Consider the following 20,442-nt stretch of genomic DNA (forward strand, 5'->3'; position numbering starts at 1 on the left):
GGTATATTGTCAATGTAAACATTTTTCCAATTATATATATTTATCGGCTATTTTATTTTATTATCTGTATTTTTTTAATTATTATTCTATTTCTTATGAAATTTACTTTTTAATTATATTTTTCATTTAATTTTCTAGATACTTAATAGACTATATACATAAGAAAAGTTTTATTCTTATGTATATAGTCTTATTACTTTATAAATCTATCTATCTAAATCTAGTAAAAATTGACTTTCAAAGTCCTCGTGATTCATTGGTTTTCCAAAATAATATCCTTGAAATATATCGCAATCTAAATCTTTTAAACAGTCAACTTGTTCTCTTTTTTCAACGCCTTCAGCTACTACCTCATAACCAAAGTAATGGCATATCTTTATTATTGTATTAACCATAACATTACTTGCATCATCAAAAACTAAATTATCAATGAATGACTTATCAATTTTTACACAATCAATTGAAAGTTCCTTTAAGTAATTTAGAGATGAATATCCAGTACCGAAGTCATCAAGGCTGACTTTAATACCATAACTCTTAATTTTTTCAATATTCTTAATTGCAACATTAAAGTCCTTTATTATTATAGATTCAGTAACTTCGAATTCTATATATTCAAATGGAATTCTAAATTTTTTTATAATATTTAATGCCTTATCACATAGCTCATCATTTATAAGTTGTTCCGCTGATAAATTAATCGCTATCCTAAAGTTGCTATAACCTTTCTTAATCCACTCATCTATTTTTTTACATACTTCGATAATAACTACTTCACCTATATTTTTTATAAGTCCCTCATTTTCTGCAAATTCTATAAATTCTGATGGTGGTATGATTTTATTATCATTTTTTATCCATCTTACAAGGGCCTCTGCCCCTAAAAACTTTTCTTTATTTGATATCTTAGGCTGGTAAAACACCTTAAATTCTCCATTCTTAATTCCTTCTTCAATTTCTTTTTTCTTTATGGCTTTTTCATATACTCCTGAACTCATTTCCCTATCATAAAAACTATATCTATTTTTTCCAGCCCTTTTTGAATAATACATAGCATCATCTGCATAATTATATAAAGTTTCAAAATCATTTCCATCCTTATTAATGACCGCTAATCCTAAACTTGAAGTTACATAATCAATTCTATTTCCTTTGATACAAAATACTTCCTCAAACGTATTTAATATTTTCTTTGCCATAATTTCAGCTTCATTTCTATTATTTACAGATTTAATAAAAAATAAAAACTCATCTCCACTGACATGACAGACATAATCTCCTGCATTTATTATCTTTTTGAACCTTCTTCCAACTTCCTTCAAAAATTTATCACCACAGCTATGTCCCAAGGTATCATTAACTGCCCTAAAGTTGTCCACATCAAGGCTTGCTAATACTCCATATTTATCCTTACCCACTTTAGAAATGTCATTAGCTAAAGTATCTACCACATATTTTTTATTTGGTAATCCAGTAATAGAACTATAAAAAGCATAAAAATCTGCAGTTTCATTAATTTTTCTAACGATAAAAATAATTATAATAAATAGAAATACCATAGCCAAATTAACAATAATAATTGTGCTTATAACTATCCTATTTATCTCTTTATTCTTGTCATTTAAATTATGTACATACACATTCGAATAGTCTAGTAATTGCTTACTTAATCCAATTGTTGTATTCTCTAAATAAAAAATTTCCTTAACTACAGTATCTTTAATTTCTATCGACTTACTAATGTCATAAATCATTTCCTTAACCTTAACCGAATGAAGCTCATTGGTTTTTTCAAGTCTGCTCAGTATATCCTTTTCTTCTTCTGTTAAATTATGAAGTGATTTATAATTATTAACGTTATCTTCAATATCTTTTCCATATACTTTTAACTCATCTGCTATAGCTTGTTCATAGGAAGTTGAATATAAAATTGAATTTATTCTTATGTTTAAAATATCTTCATTAATTTTATTAGCATAATTGGATGCCAAGTATCCATCCTCATACATTTTATTTTGGTTGCTATTACTATATTCAACCATTCTATACGAAAGAATTGTAAATAATGAAAAAATTAATATTGCTATAATAATAATCGTGTTAAATATACTGTGTAGCTTATGCTTTTTTACAATCTCCTCTATAGAAAAAATATCTTTTATCCTTCTAATACTCTTTTTAATTATTAAATTTAGATTTGCTCTCATCAACATTCCTTCTTACATACTTTATTTTTGTTTTTTTAATATTTTAATTATAAACCATATTCCATCAATAATAAAAATTACTATTTTATTAATTTGAATTTTGGTCCATATTATCCTGTATGCAAATCCTAATTAATAATAGCAATCATCTCAAATAAAGCGTTAAAAAGAAGGTTATAGCATATTACTTTTATTTCAATACGCATATAGCCCTCTTTATAATATATGAACATTAGATTTGTTATATTTTGCAACAAAAAATTATTAAAAAGATTTTAATACTATTGCTAGCTAACTTGTTAACCATATATTTAAATATATGGAGATTTAGGATATCCCTCTCTATATTTGCCTCTAGTCTGTAGCCCTCCAACTCCCTTTATCCCTGTTATTGTATTCTCAATTACATCAGTTATCGATACTACTTTATCTATCCTTGTATAAGCAATCTTCTCACATACAAAAACAGGATCAAGACAATGAATTAAAACTCTATTGGGACTCGATGCGAAATTAGCACCTACATCTAATATCCTTTCATAGCAACTTTGACATGCTCCTGCAAATATGACTAACTCATCATAACTTGAATTATAATTTCTCAAATTCTTAACAGATTCCAAATAATATTTTGAATTTCTATAATTGTCTAGGCATAGATAATCTTTGGGGTCTCTTAGAACACTATCATGACCAGTCAGAACTACAATATCTGGTTTTACTTCTTTAACTAAATCCACAATTACATCTGGTTGTTCTCTTTCAGGTATAGCTCTGCCAACAGCATCCAATGATAATTGTTTATATACTTTCAAGCAAGTTTCCATGTATTCACTATCTCCATCAACATGAAGTATTTTTCCAGGCCTACCAAACATTAAATCATTTTTTGCTTTTATTTTTGGAGACTTCTCAACTTTATCCCTAAGATCTCCCCTTAAAATCATAGCTTTCTTTATAGCCTCATTTACTCTAGTATTTAGAATTTTATCTTGAGAGCCGCTATCTTCCTCTTCAACCATTTCTAAATCGTCTATACTTGCATCAGCTATTATTCTTATATTAATTCCTTTTAAAATAATATTATCTTTACCATTATTATTTTTGATATCAATTATCTTAAATGTAATATCTTTATTGTATGATTTTCTTACAACAATATCTCCTATCTCCATTATTCTCTTCCTATGATATTATTTCACAATTTATAATATGGTAGAGGTTATTAAAGGTTTCTCATTATAATAGCTGTTCATATATATTTCTTAGTCTTAATAATAAAGGAACTGGTTAAAAATAATATAAAATTATTTTTAACCAGTTCTTTCCTTTAATATTTGCTCGTTATATTTTATAATCATTCTTAAATTTTTCTAAGAAATCTAGATACTTTTCCTGCTCATTTATTATGGATTCTAATTTACTTGCAAATGTATTTTGTCCCCAGTTAACTTCATTATAATAGTACCTATTAGCAAGTCTCCAATATCTTTGTGGAAATTGAAGATATGCATATAATACTTTATATTCCTCTGATTTTAACGGATATACTGAATTATACGAATCTATAATTGCATTAGCAAATTCTAAATTCCATTCTACTCGCTTTAGAACTTTTATCATAAAATTACTAATATCAAAGGTTCTAATTTCTCTTTTGCAATAATCAAAGTCTATAACATGTACATCCATATTCTCACTTAAGATTATATTGTGGTAAGTAAAGTCGTGATGGCAAAAGCTTTTTTCATTCTCTGCAAACATGCATAATTCGTAATAGTCTGATTCATTTAAGGTTGCTAAAGCCTTCTTTCCAATTTCCTTATAAAATTCCATAGACTTTAAATACAGTATGTCAAAATCACTTTTTATACTCTTCTTTCGCACCATATCTCTCATTTTATCCAGAGATTTAATTCTCTTTTCTATTAAATGAGGCCATCTACCAAGATCACTTTTAAGCTTAGAATTTTCTGGTGGATCATATCCTTTAGATGCTTCATGAAGATTAGCTAAAGTTTTAGCTGCAATCTTTACCTCATCTATATTATGAAAGTCACATTCTCTTCCTTCTAACCATTCAGATAAAGTGTATAAATCTTCATTAACTAATGCATAAGGTTCTCCATTTATGTTTAAATAATATTTATCTAAATTATTAAAACCATTTTTCCTCAAGTGCTCTTTAGCACCGTATACAAATAATAATTTTTGAGGTCCATAATTTATTTTCTTTAAACATCTTTCGCCCTTGTCTGTTTTAAGATAGTATACTCCTTTATTAGCTTTAATTTTTTCTATCTTAATGTTAAATTGTCTTTCTATTTCAAATTCCCTCATCATAGTTCTCACCTCCTGTATATTTATATGAGAGTTGTATTTCTTTTATTAACATTTTTTATATTCTTTTAATATAATGGATTAGGATAAATGCTATGAAAGGGTTTAATAATGAAAATAGGAATAGATGGCAGAGCTGCAAAGTGGTATCACGGAACTGGAATAGGCACATACACTAATCAATTAATACAAAGTCTTAGTAATGTTGATTCTGATAATAACTATTTAATTTTCATGCCACAATGTAACTCTATAGAAAATTTAAAAAGTAATTTTAAAACTTCATTCGTTGACTCAACATCTTCTAACAGTTTTTGGGATGATGTAAATGTTCCAAATATATTGAATAATACTGATATTGAACTATACCATGTACCACAGAATGGAGTTGGACTATCAGAAAATATCACTTGTAAAAAAGTTATTACATTGCACGATATAATCCCGTTAAGAATGCCTGAAACTGTTAGTGATAGATACCTTAGAATATTTAATAATGAATTGCCTAAAATCCTGAAAAACTGTGACGGAATAATTACCGTGTCTAATTTTTCTAAAGATGATATAGCTAAAGAATTTGATTTTCCTTCTGAAAATATTTATGTTACTCCACTTGCTGCTCAAGATATTTATAGGCCACTTAGTAAATGTCAATCAAAAGATCTTATCACAAAAAAATATGGCATACAGGAAGATTTCATATTATACGTTGGTGGCTTTAGCCCAAGAAAAAATATAATAGGTCTAATTGAAGCATATGCAAATCTTCCTAATAAGTTAAAAGAAACTTTCAAGTTAGTGATTACAGGTAAAAAAGGCGCTTCCTATGAAAAATATAGAAATAGAGCTGAGGAATTACATCTCTCTAACAATGTTGTTTTTACAGATTTTATTCCTATTGAAGATATGCCTTTATTTTATAATGCTACTGAAGTTTTAGTATACCCATCATTTTATGAGGGCTTTGGACTACCACCTATAGAAGCAATGGCTTGTGGAACGCCTGTAATAGCTTCTAATGTTACTTCACTTCCAGAAGTATGTTATGAATCTGCACTTTTTATAGATCCAAATGATATAGATGCATTATCTTATGATATCGAAAGAGTGTTAAGTAACAGCTTATTAAGACTAACCATGGTCAAGAAAAGCTTAACTCGTAGTAAAAGCTTTTCCTGGGATAAAACTGCTCTCGATACAATATCGGCTTATGAATCCATATTAAAACTTTAAAATAATACTGGATAAAACATTTGCCTATTTTTAGAGCTGAGGATTTCTACCTAGTTTTGTTGCTCAATCATCTTATAACCTTTTCCTCATATAACCCATTTATAAAATACTTCAAGTGGAGATTTTTTGCACCTGAATCAAAAACTTATATACCAAAATGGGCAGCCAAAATAGGCTGCCTGTTAATTCCAGAAAATTTTATTAGACCATTAAAAATCAACCTCTACTTAGGCCGCTTTTCAACTTAAATCTTTAACCAGTATTCACTACAATCCGTAGTTCTCTCCATGAAACCATATTCAATTAAATATCTTCGTAGCGTGGCAATATCCTGATACACCGTCTTTAATATTATATTTATTTCTTTTTCTGAATATTTCTTGTTCATCTCAAATAAAGAAGATATTTTTCTGAGCACAACTATTTTTCGTTTTTCTTTTGTAGGAAAAGATTTTAATTTTAGAGACTCACTGTTATCAAAATATGTCTCTATTATTTTATTTTGTTCTCCATAAGTAAGTTCATATCTTTCATCTACCATCTTTGCACCATTATGTAATTCAACTAAATTTTCTTTTTGCTGTTTTTTTGTAGAATTTTCAACTAATTCAAAAATAGCAAGATATGCTTTTGCTTGTTTAGCTTTTTCCCTAAACACAAATCTTTGATGCCTTATAGTCGCCGCTGCTACTCCATTTTTCTTAGCTATTTCACTATCTGATAAACCATTATAAAAATCTGTTAACAAACTTTTTTGATTTTCAGTAACTCCTGTATATTTCTTATCTAACTCAAGTAAAAGCTCAAGCATAGAATTATGTCTCTCATTAATGTGGAAAGCTACTGCTTTATTAGCATCAAAAAACCTTCCATTTATCGGATATACTTCTCCTGCCTCAAAGATTTCTCCACAAATTAAACATTCATATATTCCTTTATCTGAATTAAATAAATATCCGGTTTTAATGTCTTCCAAATTCATATCCAAAAGAGATTTTTTAAGCATTTAGCATCCCTCCTATGTCGATTAAAATTATAAACAATATACCAAGTCGTTTGTCTTGTGTCAATAACTTTCCCATACTAATACACTATAATAATACTTTTAGAACGATTTATATATAAAATTTCAATATAATTAGAAATAGTCTGGTATTAGCTAACAAAAAAATGGCTGTGAATCCTACTAACTGAAAGCTGTTTTATTCCATAGTTATTCCAAAATAGTATGTCAAATAACGAAACAGCTTTTATTAATGAAATGCTTACAGCCACTTTCTATTTAACACTCTCAAAAGAGTGCTCCTCTTTAAATATCAAATCTATAAATTAATTCATTGTTGAGTCGGCTTTTCTATAAGAAATTTATTTTCATATGCTTTCAAAAAGTCATATCTGAAATCCTCATTATTTAATTTTGCTTCAAACCTGCTTAAATAAACTTCATACTCCCATTTTTTCCTTTTATAATAGTAATCTCTTGAAATCGTATAAAAATCTTTAGGAAATTTTATTAATATATATAATAACTCTTTTTCTTCTTTCTTTAATGTAGAGATATTCTCATATCCATTGATACATGTTAACATTTTATCTATATCAAAGCCTGCATTTTTTATAGACTTTAAGATAAAATTTCCAATATCCATTACTCTTAAATCTATTGTCATAAAATCGAAATCTATTATATTTACCTCATTATTTTTAGTTAAAAAATTATGATAAGCTAAATCGTTATGACAAAGAGAAATAGTATCCCCACTTTTTATTAATTCTTCATATTTACTTTTTTCAAGCAAATGTTGAACTTCTTTAATCTCTATCAAGTATTTGTCTACATTATCAATAAACAAATTATCGAATTCATTTTTGTATCTGTAACACTCTACAAGCTCCTTCATAGAAATTAATTCATCATATGCCTTTCTAAACTTTTCTTTAAGTGATATATCTAAAAAATCTCTATTATATTTGTCTTTTAAATATTCTCTTAACCCTTTAGATGCCTTATGCATCAGTGCTATATTTTCTGCACAAAGATCTATTTCTATAGGATTTGAAAATGATGCTTCCCGTCCATCTAGTATATCCATTACAATATAGATATCATCCTTCCACTTCTTATAGCTCGAATTATCTTTATATTTTTTGTATGATATTACATGATTATATTTTTTTTTAACATATTCTAAAGAATCACTTATTAGATTTATTCTATCTACTCCATAATTCACTTTTTTTAAAATCTTATTTCCCTCATCTGTATATAATACAAATACTTTTCTAAGAGGCGTAATATCTTTTACCTTTATTTCTAATTCATCAAATAATTTCAAACTCAAATCATAGTCACATAAATAATTTTTTTCTGAATACTTAGTTTTATTCATATTTTTCCTCCCACATAACTAAGCTATATATAAAAATTTCCTCTCATAAAGATACTTATATGATAAAACTTTTGCTTTCATACTTTAAACTTCGCTTTAATTCTGATAGTATCTCTTCAACAGTTTTCTCTTTTTTATCCTCCTTACATTCTAAATTGCAAACACTTAATGAGTGATGTATTTCGTTAATTCCATCTTTCTTTCTATCTCTATACCTTTCCCAGCTCTTCATAAAATCTTTTGGGTAACTACATAGACCTTTTAAATAATCAAGACTGTTAAAAGATAGATGAGATGCTCGCACAAACATTTCTATTAATTCTTTTTCATCTATTTGAAATTCCTTCCTTTGCAGCCTTTTGATATAATAATATAAATCCTCTTCTACTAAATTGTATGCCATTCCTTTAATTGTCCCTATTTCAATATTTCCTTCAACTTTTCTTAAATTATTTTTATCAACTTTACCAATACATATCTCTTCTCTATTCATACTACGCTTTATAACACCGTAATAATCATGTTCATAAATATAATTTACTGCCCTTTTTGCTTTTTTAAGCATCATCTTTCCATCTGATAAAATTAAATTTTCTATTTCGCTTGTGCAAGGTTTACTAACTATATATTCATAATGTCTTTGCAATTTTTTTACTTGGACTTTATATTCCTCTACTTCCCTACCTATTATGCTTCTAATTCTGCTTAATCCAGGAAAATTACAACCTATCAAAGATTTCTGAATTTCTACTATTAATTCAATTTGAGAAGTGATGTCTCTTTTGCTTATGTTTTTATCATAGCTAAAATCGTGTCCAATAATAGTTATTCCCTTTAACCTTAAGCATTCAGTTATTGATAATTTATCCATATTAATTTCCTCCATCAAAATAACTATTAATAAACTTTTCTCTACCATCACAATCATCTAAATATTTCTCTAATTTATTAAGGAAAAACTCCTCTCCCCAAGGTTGTTGCTCCCAATATACTTGCAAACCTATTTGCCAAAAGGCTTGTGGAAATCTTATAAATTCTCTTATTAATGGTATTTCTTCTTTCTTAATTTCCATCCCTTTGCTATAAGAATTCAGTATTAAGTCTGCTTTTTCCTTGTCCCACTTTTCATCCTTCATAGCCCTTATTAGCAAAGATCCCAAGTCATGAATATGAGAATCTAATATACAATAATCAAAATCTATTATATTGATGTTTTTATTATTATCTATTAAAACATTGTGATGGGCATAATCATGATGACAAAATCCTCTGGTAAAAACTTCTTTCTCCATAACCTTTACATAATTATTTTTTTGAAGACCTAATATACTTTTTTCTGCTCTTTTTACTTCCTTCTCAACATTTTCTAAGTACAGTAAGTCAAAACTCGATTTATATGCTTTTTGGTTTATTCTATTTTTAAAATCCAATATCTCATTTTTTCTAGTCTCAAATACATTGGTCCAAGAAAACCATCCAATTCTAGGTCTCATTTTTAGTTCTAAAGTAAAGCCTTTGCTACATTGATGTAAATTTGCAAGTTCATTTGATATTGCTGCTAATTCTAAAGGATTATCATAATTACTTACTCTTGAAGAAATCCACTTTGTTAAATAAACATATTTTCCATCCACACTTCCATATTCTCTTTTTTCTTTGTTCATAATAAACTCAGGAATATTGGTGAATCCTTTTCTTTGTAGGTGTTTCATAGCAGAAAAAATAAAATAAAAATGAGAGAAATCATATTTAATTACCTTTAAACAATATCCCTCATCTTTCGTAATAATTCTGTAGCTGTTTTTTACTTTTTCTATATTATCTACATTTAGGCTATAATTTTCTTCAACATAGCTTTTAATTTTGAGTATATCCTTATTATTCTCCATAAAACTTTCCTACCAGCCATTATTTATTTTTATTATATGTATTTAAATAATTTATTGTGATTTAGATTCACAAATATTAATATTAATTAATACTTTATACTATATATGTATTTATTGAGGTGTTCATATGAAAATTGCCATTGATGCTCGTAGTGCTACTTTACATCATGGGACCGGCATTGGTACTTATACTAATAATCTTATATCAGAAATCCTTTCTTTAGATTCGAAAGATTACTATACTTTATTTTGCACTGGAGAATTTAACAGTGCTTTCAATAAAGAAAATACAAATGTAGTATATTCTTCTGGTAGACATGGCGGTTTTTATGAGAAATGCTATATTCCAAGTCAATTGAATAGATTTCATGCTGATCTATATCATATCCCTCAAAATGGAATAGGACTTGATTTTGATACAAAAACCCCTACTATTGTTACAATTCACGACCTGATTCCATATATTATGCCTGAAACTGTTGGGAAAGGCTATTTGGAAAGATTTTTACGAGATATGCCTAATATAATATCTAATTCCAGCGGTATTCTAACAGTTTCTGAATACTCAAAGAAAGATATTTTAAAATTCTTTAGTTTCTATCCAGAAGAAAAAATATTTGTCACTCCACTTGCTGCTAATAGTAACTTTAAGCCTTTAGATAAAAATAGTTGCAAGCTATATGTAGATCATACCTTCGGAGTTAAAGAACCATATATATTGTACATTGGTGGTTTTAGCTTAAGAAAAAATGTTTTAGGTATAATTAGAGCTTTTAGTAAAGTTTATAAGGACTTAGATAAACCATATAAATTACTTTTAGGAGGTCCTTTGAAAGATGAAGGTGAAAAACTTCTCACTTTTGTGAAAAATAACAACCTTGAAGATAAAATTGTTTTTTGTGGATATTTAGAAGATGATATTTTACCTATTCTTTATAGTGGTTGTGATGCATTTATTTATCCTTCTTTATATGAAGGTTTCGGATTACCACCATTAGAGGCCATGAGCTGTAAGGTACCAGTTATAACATCTACTTTAACATCAATTCCAGAAGTTACTGGCGATACTGCAATTTTAATAAATCCACATAATATAAATGAATTAGAAAAAGCTTTAGTAACTCTTCTAAATGATGAACAATTAAAGGCTGATCTAAGTGAAAGAGGTTATTTAAGAAGTCTAGAATTCACCTGGAGGAAGACTGCTAAAAAAACTTTAGATGCATACAAAAAGTTATTGAGTAATACTCAACTTAATGGAGTAACCTAGACTTACCACCAAGCAACCGAAAGAGAATACATATATATGTATTCTCTTTCGGTTGTTCACGCTTAACTTTAAGTTTCCCACAATACAATACCTACTGTGTTCTAAGCTCTTGCTTTAACTTTATATATTTATCATAATCACTAATTTCCGGAGCCTTTTCTTCTATATTACTTAGTATTAGAAGCGGACTATTACCAATAAAATTCTTCACTGGATTTTCTATTTCTTTATTATTATAAGTTGATAAATAACTTGAAAAGAATCTTCCCTCCTCTACATATTTTATAGCTTCCTTATTATTAGTAATTACATATGTTATAAATTTTTCTATAAGTTTTTCATTATCATTATTCTGATTTAATATTATTAGATTATCTCCCTCAGATGCAAAAAACTTATTTGTTCCTGGTTTAAGACTCGGAACATTGCCCGCACTCCATTCGCAAGGTTCATTTAAAGCCATTATCTCTCTAATCGCATTGATTGAAGATATCCTAGCTAAAAATTCTCCATCCTCTTGAAAATTTAAAACATTATTATCTTTTAAGTTCTTCATCATAGCTTGAACTTCTGATTTTATAACATCCATGTTTTTTTCATTATCGCTTAATATCTCCATTGTTATTAAGTCCAACAGATCCTCATAATCTTGTCCAGTTGCATTAATAATACTAACTTTTCCTTGACTTTTTGTATATATATCCTTACCAATCCTTATAACATCTTCCCATGTATTCATGCTCTCTTTCTTATATCCGTATTTCCTTAACATATCCTCTCGAACATAAAAAGCTAACGGCTTGGAAGTTAATGGTATTCCTATAGCGTTTTCACCATACTTTACTTGAGATACTCTATATTTAGAAAAATTCTTAGCATAGTCACTTAAAAGTTTATTATCTTTATTATAGTACTCATAACCGTTTAGTTTTAGTTGTTCAAAATCATATCTGTCAATTTGAGCTATATTAGGAACTTTATTTTTAACTTTATCTTCTGTTTTGCTAGTAATTATCTGATTATGATTCTCTAATCTGCTTATCACAATCGTAGTCTTATCATTTTGCTTCATAAAATTATTAGCACACTCTACCAAATAATCATAGGAATTTTCATTTACTAAAAGTTCTATGCTTCCTTTAACCTGTTGATCCTTATTTGGTTGAAATAGGTTAATGCTTATTATCCCTATAACTAAAAGAGCTGAAAATAAAATAGCATATTTAATTTTGTTTTTCATACGTAATACCTCAATCTATTTATTAATAGAGTTTATTTTTTCATGTACTTCAATTAGTTCCACTGCTAGATCCTTAAAAGTCATCGTTGTCATTAAATGATCTTGAGCATGAACTAAAAGCAGTGAAAATTCTATATTGTCATTTGCAGCTTCACCTTGAATTAGACTTGTTTGAGAGCTATGGGCATATCCTAATTCCTCATCAGCCCTAACTATTAGCTCTCTTGCTTCATCAAAATCACCACTTTTTGCTGAAGAAATCGCTTCCATAGCATGGCTTCTAGCTTCTCCGCTATGCATAATTATATTCAATATTACCTCTTCCATGTTTTTATCCCCTTCTTTTCTACCGGCATCTAAAAACTAAAACTAAGAATGCCTTACCCTTATAATCATTAATTTTACTACTTTTCTATGAACTTTTAAAGGATAAACTAACTTATTATTAAAGCATAAAGAAAAACTAGAATTAGCTCCATATATCACCAATTCTAGTTCTCCATTCTAACTTACCTTTTCATTTTAACCTTAGCTATCTTTAATTCTAGTTTGTTTTTTCTTCTAATACTACTGAAACGTCAACTGTTTTCTTATCTCTTATTACTTCAATATTCATTGTGTCACCAGCTTTTTTGCCCTCTTTTATATCCTTAAGTTCTTTAAATGTTTTAGATGATTTCCCATCACACTTTACAATAATGTCTCCGATCTTAAGTCCGCCTTTTTCAGCAGGTGAGTACTCATCAACAGAAGCTACATATATTCCTTCTACTAAGTCATATTTTTTAGCAGTAGCACTATCAATTTCTCTTATTTGAATTCCTAAATTCAATATTGGCTTTGATAAAGAATCAATTTTATTTTTTACTTCATTTATAGGAATTGCGAATCCTATTCCTTCAATGTTAGTTTCTCCTAACGCTTGAGATCCTATCTTCATGGAGTTTATTCCTATAACTTCTCCTTTTGCATTTACTAGCGGTCCACCACTATTACCTGGATTAATAGCAGCATCTGTTTGAATTAAATTCACACTAGTTCCGCTTTGGCCTTCTATTGTTCTGTTGCTACCACTTATAACTCCTTTTGTAAGAGTTTGTGCAAAATTCTTTGAAAGAGGTGTTCCTATTGCTATAACTTCTGCACCCGGATATATTTGATCTGAATCTCCAAGCTCTGCAACTGCTGGAACTGTAGTTCCCTCTTTTAATTTAAGCATCGCCACATCTTTTTCTTGATCATAATTGACTACTGATGCACTTACTTCTGTATTATTACTTAATGTAACTGTAATCTCTTTCGCACCTGAAATTACATGGTAATTAGTTAATATATAACCTTCCTCATTAATAATAAAGCCTGATCCCATTCCATCTACTTCTCCACTTGTAAATCCATTACTGGATGTACTTTTAGTTGAAACAATAACAACTGCTGGTGCAACTTTATTAAATGCATCTGCTGCTGACATAGCATCTGATGTACTTGAAGTAAAAGATTGAGGAATATAACTTGTTATTTGCTTTGTAGCTGCTACATTATTGGGTCTCATTATAGAATAAGTAATTCCACTTCCAGCCACGCCGCCTACCATAGTAAGAATTAAAATTCCTGCTATCTTTCCTAATAGACGCAGCCCCCTTCTTTCTTTCCTCTTAGGTTCTACATAAGCATTACCATTATTTTGAAAACAGTTTTCCCATGAAACTTGCTGACCTTCGTTTACTGGTAATGATTCTACATCAATATATTTTTCATTATTATCACTCATATATTTTTCCTCCTAAATATAATATCAATTATTAACTTATCAACTAGCCATTGTGCCACATTATCTATGATGCTTTTAAAGTATTTTATACTTCAAGTTATGACTACTAGTAATAGTAGTTCTATAATGATAGTATAAAATTATTATGTGTCAAATAAATGACAATAATATATAATTAAATATAATTTTCTTATTAAGGTGTAAAAAATAATATTTGTCTATAAAAATATTATTTTTTACGTTTAGTTCAAAAGAAATCTACTTAACGCTATGACTTCTTAACTAATTTCTTCGCATCTTTTAGAACGCTATTTATTCCATTAACAATTGTATCTGAATCTAATAATGAAAGTGGGGATCCATCAATCTCCTCTTTATATACTATTGTACTTGCTGATTGTCCTATATTTCTAATAGGATCTTCCTCTTTATCCGTTATCAAATAAAATGGTTTACTACCTAACAATCCATCGGTTTGACTATTAGACACATTCTTGTATAAGTTTTTAAATTCATTTGAAACTGCTTCTTTATAATTTGTTCTATTTTTAAAACTATTAAATTCATCTAATTCACTGCCAGTTAAATTCTCTTTAAAAGTAGTATTTTCACTAGTCAATCCCATTTTACTTAATAATGAGGTTAAACTAATGTTAGTGCCTATCTCTTCAAATATACTTCTATAATATTTTGCTTTCATTAGATCTTTGAACGGTTTAGTTTTGATTTCTTCTTCAGATATTGGATTAACCAACACAACACCTGCAACTGAATCTGAATATAAATTAACAAAATTTGTGGAAACTAAACTTCCATACTCTTCTCCAACTAAAATATACGGTTCTGGTGCCCCAGCTTTTCTAAGCAAAAGCTTTAAATCCTTAGCTTGTTCCTCAGGTGTTCTAGCATCCCCGCCATCATTAAATCCATATCCCCTTCTATTGTATATGAATGTTGAAATCTTTTTTTCTTCCAATTCTTTGCAGATTTTCTCCCACTCATACATATTAGTTCCAATTGTTCCATCAAAAACTACAGTATATTCTCCAGGATTTTTAATTCTATACTCCATTTTTTTGCCATCTATTCTTACATACTTAAATCTTGATTTCAATCTTGCATTATCTACAAAACTATTTATAATATGCACTGCAAATCCTAAAACCAGTAATCCAATAATGAAAATTATACTTTTCTTTAGAACTCTTCTTTTGCTGACTTTATCCTTTTCAACTTTATGTATTCCATTGGAATGCCATAATAACTTCATATTAGAATCTACCTCTCCCCTAGCTTAAGATTGGGTCTTGCGTTTATATCTAAATTAGAGACTACTCCTTCTGCATAATTAAAGTAAGCTGCACTTCCAATCATTGCTGCATTATCAGTACATAGAATTGGTGACGGAAACAAAATATCTACTCCTCTTCTATTTCCTTCTCTTAGAAGAGTTTCTCTTAAATATGAATTAGATGCAACTCCACCCGCTACTGCAATTTTTTTAATTCCATTTCTTTCGCAGGCTAAAAATAGGTTAGTCTTTAATACATCTATTATTGCTTTTTGAAAAGATGCTGCAATATCAGCTTTATTTATTTCTTCCTCTTTCATTTTAGCTTTATTTAAATAGTTCAATACAGCAGATTTAACCCCGCTAAAAGAAAAGTCTAATGTATCATCTTGAAATTTAGCCCTTGGAAATTCTATTGCATTTTCATTTCCTTCTTTTGCCAACTTATCAATTTTAGGTCCACCTGGGTATCCAAGGTCTAACGCTCTAGCAACCTTGTCATAAGCCTCTCCTGCTGCATCATCTCTAGTTTGACCAATTACTTCAAAATCTCTATAACCTTTCACATTTACTATAAATGTATGGCCGCCTGAAACAACTAGTGATACAAATGGCGGTTTTAAATCCTTATGTTCAATGAAATTTGCACTAATATGCCCTTGAATATGATTTACTCCAATCAATGGCTTCTTTGATCCTAATGCCAATCCCTTTGCGTATTGAAGCCCTACTAAAAGAGCTCCCACAAGTCCTGGGCCATATGTAACCCCTATAGCATCAACATCATTTAATGATACTTCTGCTTCTTCAAGAGCTGCCTTAACAACACTGTCTATTACTTCAATATGCATTCTTGATGCAACCTCAGGTACTACCCCTCCAAATTTTTGATGTGTTTCAATTTGTGATGCAATTACATTAGATAAAATCTCTCTGCCATTTACTACAACGGCAGCTGAAGTTTCATCACAACTTGATTCTATAGCTAAAATTATTTTTTTATCCATATTTCATACCTCTTTTATCACAAACAAAGCTAAACAAAAGAATCTTAGTTTAACTTTATTCTGAATTATAATACTATCTTCTACTAAAATCTATTTTACCTTATATTTATGCTAAATTCATGTGTTCTTCATATCGTTTAATATAATCTTAATAGTTAATCAAATATTTTACATAATTTAATTATATTACTTTTTAGTTACCACTAAAACATTATACTTTATATATATTACAATATCAAAGTTAAATTTTCTTATATATGCTCAACATGTACTATATATTTATGTTACGACTTACTAAAATCGTAAATACATTCATTACGACAACCATACAAAAAAAATCGCTGAATATTCTAAGTTGTAGCTTGCTCATATATATGTAGTCGCTTCTAATCCATGATTATTGTATAAATGCTATATATACTGTATATTTGAAGTAATAATTTAATTTTTACTTGAGGAGAATCTAAATGTCTAATTATGCTAAGGTGGTAATTACAGGCTCGCCTATTACCAAATCGAACTTTAAATTACATAATACTAACGGTCGCGCAATTTTACCACATAGTTCTGGAAAATATCATGATAGGTACGCTTTATATGAACAAGAGATTGCATTGCTTGCAAGAAGTCAAAATCCAGATATCACTTTTTCTGAAAGTCTGATAGCTATATTAAGAGTATATTATAAAAGCGAAAAACGTCATCCAGATACTATTAACATTACCAAAAGTATCTTTGACGGTATAGAAAAAAGCGGATTGATTATTAACGACGCTCAAATAACTAAAATTTTCACAGAAGAATATTATGATAAAGATAATCCTAGATTTGAATTAGAACTATTTTCTGAAAGTGAATATGATTTTGGGTATACAATCACAAAAAAAACTGTACCTACAAAAGCCAAGTTATATTCTCCAATAAAGAAAAGTGTCTTAAATAACCAATCTAATTCCTTAGACTCTAAGGGATTGAAAGAGAATAAAATACCAAAATCAAGTCCAAGTTATTTAGAAAATCATAGTGAGATTCCTAGAGATGCTTCAACTAAAAATATCCTTTGCAGCATCTGTAATAAAGTAATAACTTCAAATGACTATGTAAAAGCCGATAGTGGGAAAACTTTAATATGTAAAAAATGTTTTAATAAATTATTTTAAATGTACATGTAGTTGAAAGGAATTAATGATGAGCAATAATATTGATATTATTTTTTTAGGTGATAGTCTAACTTTTGGATACGGAGTAAACAAAAATAACTCTTGGGTATATAAGCTTATTGAAAAACTTTCTTTATCTGCACTAAATAAAGCCCATAATGGTGAGACAACTACTACAATGCTTACCCGCTACTACAATGATGTTTTAGTTTACTCTCCGCGAAAAATCTTTATAATGGCCGGCACAAATGACCTTCTTTTAGGAAGGCAAGTATCTTCAATAATTGATAATATAGAACTAATGATTAAAGATGGAATAGATATTAATTCTGAAATAACTATCGGGATTCCTCCAAAAATTATTGGTAAAATGGCCAATGATCTCTTTTCTCCCTCTCATCTATATAAATATGCTGAAGATGCTTTATTCTTATTAAAAGAAGAACTTATCAGTCTTTGTAATAAATATAAATTATCATTCATCGATTTTTACAATTTAACCTTGGATAGGAATGATATCTACATAGATGGTCTTCACTTAACTTCTCAAGGGCATGAACTTATGTATGAAGTAGCACTTTTACATTATAAAGGTATTACGAAGAACTTAAAGTGAAGCAATGAACAACCGAAATAGAATACATATATGTTCCTCAGGACTATGAAAAATTTCACTGGGCATATCTAAATGGAAAGTTGCACCCATTTCTGCATGTTCCTGTGGCAAGCACAGGACAAGCAAAAACGGAACAGCTTCCCATTAAGATATGCATCAGCTTATTTTTCAATGCCTGCTCCACATATATGTATTCTATTTCTTTGTTTTGCTACCACTTTAAGTATTTTGCAAATATCTCCTAAAGATTATATATGAAATGTATTAAATCATTATAAGTATTGATAAACGGAAAGGCATAAAAATACTTCACAATACCTTTAATTTGTAACCTTCTTTATGTATTGTGCCGCTTTGATTCCACACTCAATTCCGTCTGTCTCTTTCATGTGAAATGCATTTTCTCCGTAAATAATATTTCCACATGCAAATAATCCATCTATTGATGTTTCAAAATCCACCACCTTAGGACCTGCAATTTCATTATTCATTTTAATATCTAATTTTTTTATTATAGACGTTTCTGGAAAGAAACCAACTGATAATAATAAGGAGTCACACTCTTTCTCTTCTATTACTTCATTAGTTAAGTTCATAATCTTTACTTTTTCAATTCTATTATTCCCCTCAATTTCAATTACTCTAGAGTTCTGAATTATAGGAATATCAAATCCATCAATAATACTTACTATTTCAGCATCCGCCATTTCTTTAAATGTCTTTTCTATTACTATTCCTTCTATGCTTCCAGCTTCTATTATTAACCTTCTTGCAACTATAAACCCCCATTTATCTTTTGCTATAATAATAGTTTTTCTTCCAGGAAGGTACCCTTCTAGATTGATTATCCTATGAGCTTCACCTACAGTAAATATACCAGTAAGTCCATTGGTTGGGATTACAACATTTCCTGAATATCTTTCCTTTGCACCCATAGCAAAAATTATAGATATAGCAGTTATATCCTTAACTCCTTCTTCTGAATTCACGTAAGTAATTACATTATCCTTAGTTACGTCAAGTACTGTAGTATCCAGAACTATCTGTATACCAAGTTCATTTATCTGTCTCTCTACAAAGTCAACATATTCCGGCCCTGTTACTAATTCCCCTATTAACTTTTTACCAAATTCATTATGAATAAATTGATTTATTATTCCCCCAACATAATTCTCTCGTTCTATAATTAAGATTCTCTTTATACCTTCCTTTGCAGCTCCAATTGCTGCTGTCATTCCAGCTATTCCTGCTCCTATAATAACTAAATCGTAATTTGGCATCCTGATATCCTCCAGTATTAATTCCTAAAGTCTTATTAACTTTTTTGCTCTTTTCATAGCAACAACCATATCATACATACTTGTTATTTCCCCAAAAGTAATTTGATCTGTTAAATTATAATGTTCTAGGGATGTATCATTAATTAAAAGATTCACTCCCTTTTTATATAAGAGCCTTATCTCTTCCATAGCCATAGAATCCTTATGGAATAGTTTAACAGCTGAATTTAAAAATAGAATTTCTTTTGGAAGTTTGTCATATTCATTTAGTACCTCGAAGTATTCATTCATTAAAATTTTTCCTAAGTCATCGTCACCTTCTCCGAGTTTCTCTCTTGTTATTAGTATTGAGAATATCTCACCCTCATCTTCAACTTCCAAGCACCCTCTTTTTTCTATCTTTATTAAAAACCTATTCTCTTCATTTTCTTCATCTAACTGATATCCTTTATGTGCTGCATATCTCAAAACATTAGATCTTCCAAGCTCGCTATTTACTATAACAATTGCTTCACCTTCACCAATTGAATTAAAATATTTCTTTATCTCTCTTATTATTTTTAGATAAGGTAATCCCCTACAATCAATTTCTTTCATCCTTATAGCCCCTTTACAATATTTTAATCTACTATTAATATATCAAATTTTAGTAGCTAATTTCTCAAATGTGAGTTTTCGAATTCATAAGTATATTTAATTAACTAATTATACCTTTATTATATAAATTTTTTCTCATTAATAGTATACC

At 28.8% G+C, this 20,442-nt stretch carries 18 protein-coding genes; 4 read left to right on the forward strand and 14 right to left on the reverse strand.

Features of this window, described 5'->3' with window-relative positions:
- Nucleotides 1-206 precede the first annotated feature (206 nt).
- From CLCHR_RS06740 to CLCHR_RS06750, 3 genes are all read right to left on the reverse strand, one after another.
- Entirely contained in the window at nucleotides 207-2,207 is a 2,001-nt protein-coding gene (locus CLCHR_RS06740; protein WP_079438932.1) for a putative bifunctional diguanylate cyclase/phosphodiesterase, read from the reverse strand.
- 311 nt (nucleotides 2,208-2,518) lie between these two features.
- Nucleotides 2,519-3,382, reverse strand: a complete 864-nt coding sequence (gene yabG / locus CLCHR_RS06745; protein ID WP_079438933.1) for a sporulation peptidase YabG — start codon at nucleotides 3,380-3,382, stop codon at nucleotides 2,519-2,521.
- Between the two features lie 169 nt (nucleotides 3,383-3,551).
- Nucleotides 3,552-4,550, reverse strand: coding sequence for a CotS family spore coat protein (locus CLCHR_RS06750; protein WP_079438934.1), 999 nt, complete (start codon nucleotides 4,548-4,550; stop codon nucleotides 3,552-3,554).
- Between the two features lie 108 nt (nucleotides 4,551-4,658).
- Between CLCHR_RS06750 and CLCHR_RS06755 the strand changes: the two genes are divergently transcribed.
- On the forward strand, nucleotides 4,659-5,780 hold the full coding sequence (locus CLCHR_RS06755) for a glycosyltransferase family 4 protein (protein WP_079438935.1): 1,122 nt from the start codon (nucleotides 4,659-4,661) through the stop codon (nucleotides 5,778-5,780).
- Between the two features lie 244 nt (nucleotides 5,781-6,024).
- Here CLCHR_RS06755 and CLCHR_RS06760 read toward each other — a convergent pair whose 3' ends face one another.
- The 4 genes from CLCHR_RS06760 to CLCHR_RS06775 form a co-directional block, all read right to left on the reverse strand.
- The gene (locus tag CLCHR_RS06760; RefSeq protein ID WP_079438936.1) at nucleotides 6,025-6,786 is read right to left on the reverse strand and encodes a DUF2087 domain-containing protein; all 762 of its coding nucleotides are present in this window, start codon (nucleotides 6,784-6,786) and stop codon (nucleotides 6,025-6,027) included.
- 328 nt (nucleotides 6,787-7,114) lie between these two features.
- A complete protein-coding gene (locus CLCHR_RS06765) occupies nucleotides 7,115-8,170 on the reverse strand; it encodes a CotS family spore coat protein (RefSeq protein WP_079438937.1) in 1,056 nt (351 codons plus the stop codon).
- Between the two features lie 55 nt (nucleotides 8,171-8,225).
- Nucleotides 8,226-9,041 carry a spore coat protein gene (locus CLCHR_RS06770; RefSeq protein ID WP_079438938.1) on the reverse strand — a complete coding sequence of 272 codons (816 nt, stop codon included), beginning with the start codon at nucleotides 9,039-9,041 and terminating at the stop codon, nucleotides 8,226-8,228.
- Nucleotide 9,042: 1 nt separating this feature from the next.
- Nucleotides 9,043-10,059: a CotS family spore coat protein gene (locus CLCHR_RS06775; RefSeq protein ID WP_079438939.1), complete on the reverse strand. Its 1,017-nt coding sequence runs from the start codon at nucleotides 10,057-10,059 to the stop codon at nucleotides 9,043-9,045.
- A 127-nt stretch (nucleotides 10,060-10,186) separates the two neighbouring features.
- Between CLCHR_RS06775 and CLCHR_RS06780 the strand changes: the two genes are divergently transcribed.
- A complete protein-coding gene (locus CLCHR_RS06780; RefSeq protein ID WP_079438940.1) occupies nucleotides 10,187-11,329 on the forward strand; it encodes a glycosyltransferase family 4 protein in 1,143 nt (380 codons plus the stop codon).
- Nucleotides 11,330-11,420: 91 nt separating this feature from the next.
- Here CLCHR_RS06780 and CLCHR_RS06785 read toward each other — a convergent pair whose 3' ends face one another.
- The 5 genes from CLCHR_RS06785 to tsaD form a co-directional block, all read right to left on the reverse strand.
- Nucleotides 11,421-12,569, reverse strand: coding sequence for an ABC transporter substrate-binding protein (locus CLCHR_RS06785; RefSeq protein ID WP_079438941.1), 1,149 nt, complete (start codon nucleotides 12,567-12,569; stop codon nucleotides 11,421-11,423).
- A gap of 15 nt (nucleotides 12,570-12,584) precedes the next feature.
- Nucleotides 12,585-12,896 (reverse strand): PTS sugar transporter subunit IIA, encoded by a 312-nt coding sequence (locus CLCHR_RS06790; RefSeq protein ID WP_079438942.1) that lies wholly within the window; start codon nucleotides 12,894-12,896, stop codon nucleotides 12,585-12,587.
- Nucleotides 12,897-13,113: 217 nt separating this feature from the next.
- Nucleotides 13,114-14,340, reverse strand: a complete 1,227-nt coding sequence (locus CLCHR_RS06795; RefSeq protein WP_079438943.1) for a S1C family serine protease — start codon at nucleotides 14,338-14,340, stop codon at nucleotides 13,114-13,116.
- Nucleotides 14,341-14,608: 268 nt separating this feature from the next.
- Entirely contained in the window at nucleotides 14,609-15,610 is a 1,002-nt protein-coding gene (locus tag CLCHR_RS06800) for an alpha/beta hydrolase (protein ID WP_079438944.1), read from the reverse strand.
- Nucleotides 15,611-15,618: 8 nt separating this feature from the next.
- Nucleotides 15,619-16,638 (reverse strand): tRNA (adenosine(37)-N6)-threonylcarbamoyltransferase complex transferase subunit TsaD, encoded by a 1,020-nt coding sequence (gene tsaD, locus CLCHR_RS06805; protein WP_079438945.1) that lies wholly within the window; start codon nucleotides 16,636-16,638, stop codon nucleotides 15,619-15,621.
- 467 nt (nucleotides 16,639-17,105) lie between these two features.
- Between tsaD and CLCHR_RS06810 the strand changes: the two genes are divergently transcribed.
- Both CLCHR_RS06810 and CLCHR_RS06815 read left to right on the forward strand, forming a co-directional pair.
- Nucleotides 17,106-17,798, forward strand: a complete 693-nt coding sequence (locus tag CLCHR_RS06810; RefSeq protein ID WP_079438946.1) for a RusA family crossover junction endodeoxyribonuclease — start codon at nucleotides 17,106-17,108, stop codon at nucleotides 17,796-17,798.
- A 28-nt stretch (nucleotides 17,799-17,826) separates the two neighbouring features.
- On the forward strand, nucleotides 17,827-18,414 hold the full coding sequence (locus CLCHR_RS06815; RefSeq protein ID WP_079438947.1) for a GDSL-type esterase/lipase family protein: 588 nt from the start codon (nucleotides 17,827-17,829) through the stop codon (nucleotides 18,412-18,414).
- A 320-nt stretch (nucleotides 18,415-18,734) separates the two neighbouring features.
- Here the strand turns inward: CLCHR_RS06815 and CLCHR_RS06820 are convergent, their stop codons facing one another.
- Together CLCHR_RS06820 and yedF are read right to left on the reverse strand one after the other, a co-directional pair.
- The gene (locus CLCHR_RS06820) at nucleotides 18,735-19,694 is read right to left on the reverse strand and encodes an NAD(P)/FAD-dependent oxidoreductase (protein WP_079438948.1); all 960 of its coding nucleotides are present in this window, start codon (nucleotides 19,692-19,694) and stop codon (nucleotides 18,735-18,737) included.
- 24 nt (nucleotides 19,695-19,718) lie between these two features.
- Nucleotides 19,719-20,291: a sulfurtransferase-like selenium metabolism protein YedF gene (gene yedF, locus CLCHR_RS06825; protein ID WP_079438949.1), complete on the reverse strand. Its 573-nt coding sequence runs from the start codon at nucleotides 20,289-20,291 to the stop codon at nucleotides 19,719-19,721.
- Nucleotides 20,292-20,442: the final 151 nt, after the last annotated feature.

The organism is Clostridium chromiireducens, assembly GCF_002029255.1.
Classification (GTDB): domain Bacteria; phylum Bacillota; class Clostridia; order Clostridiales; family Clostridiaceae; genus Clostridium; species Clostridium chromiireducens.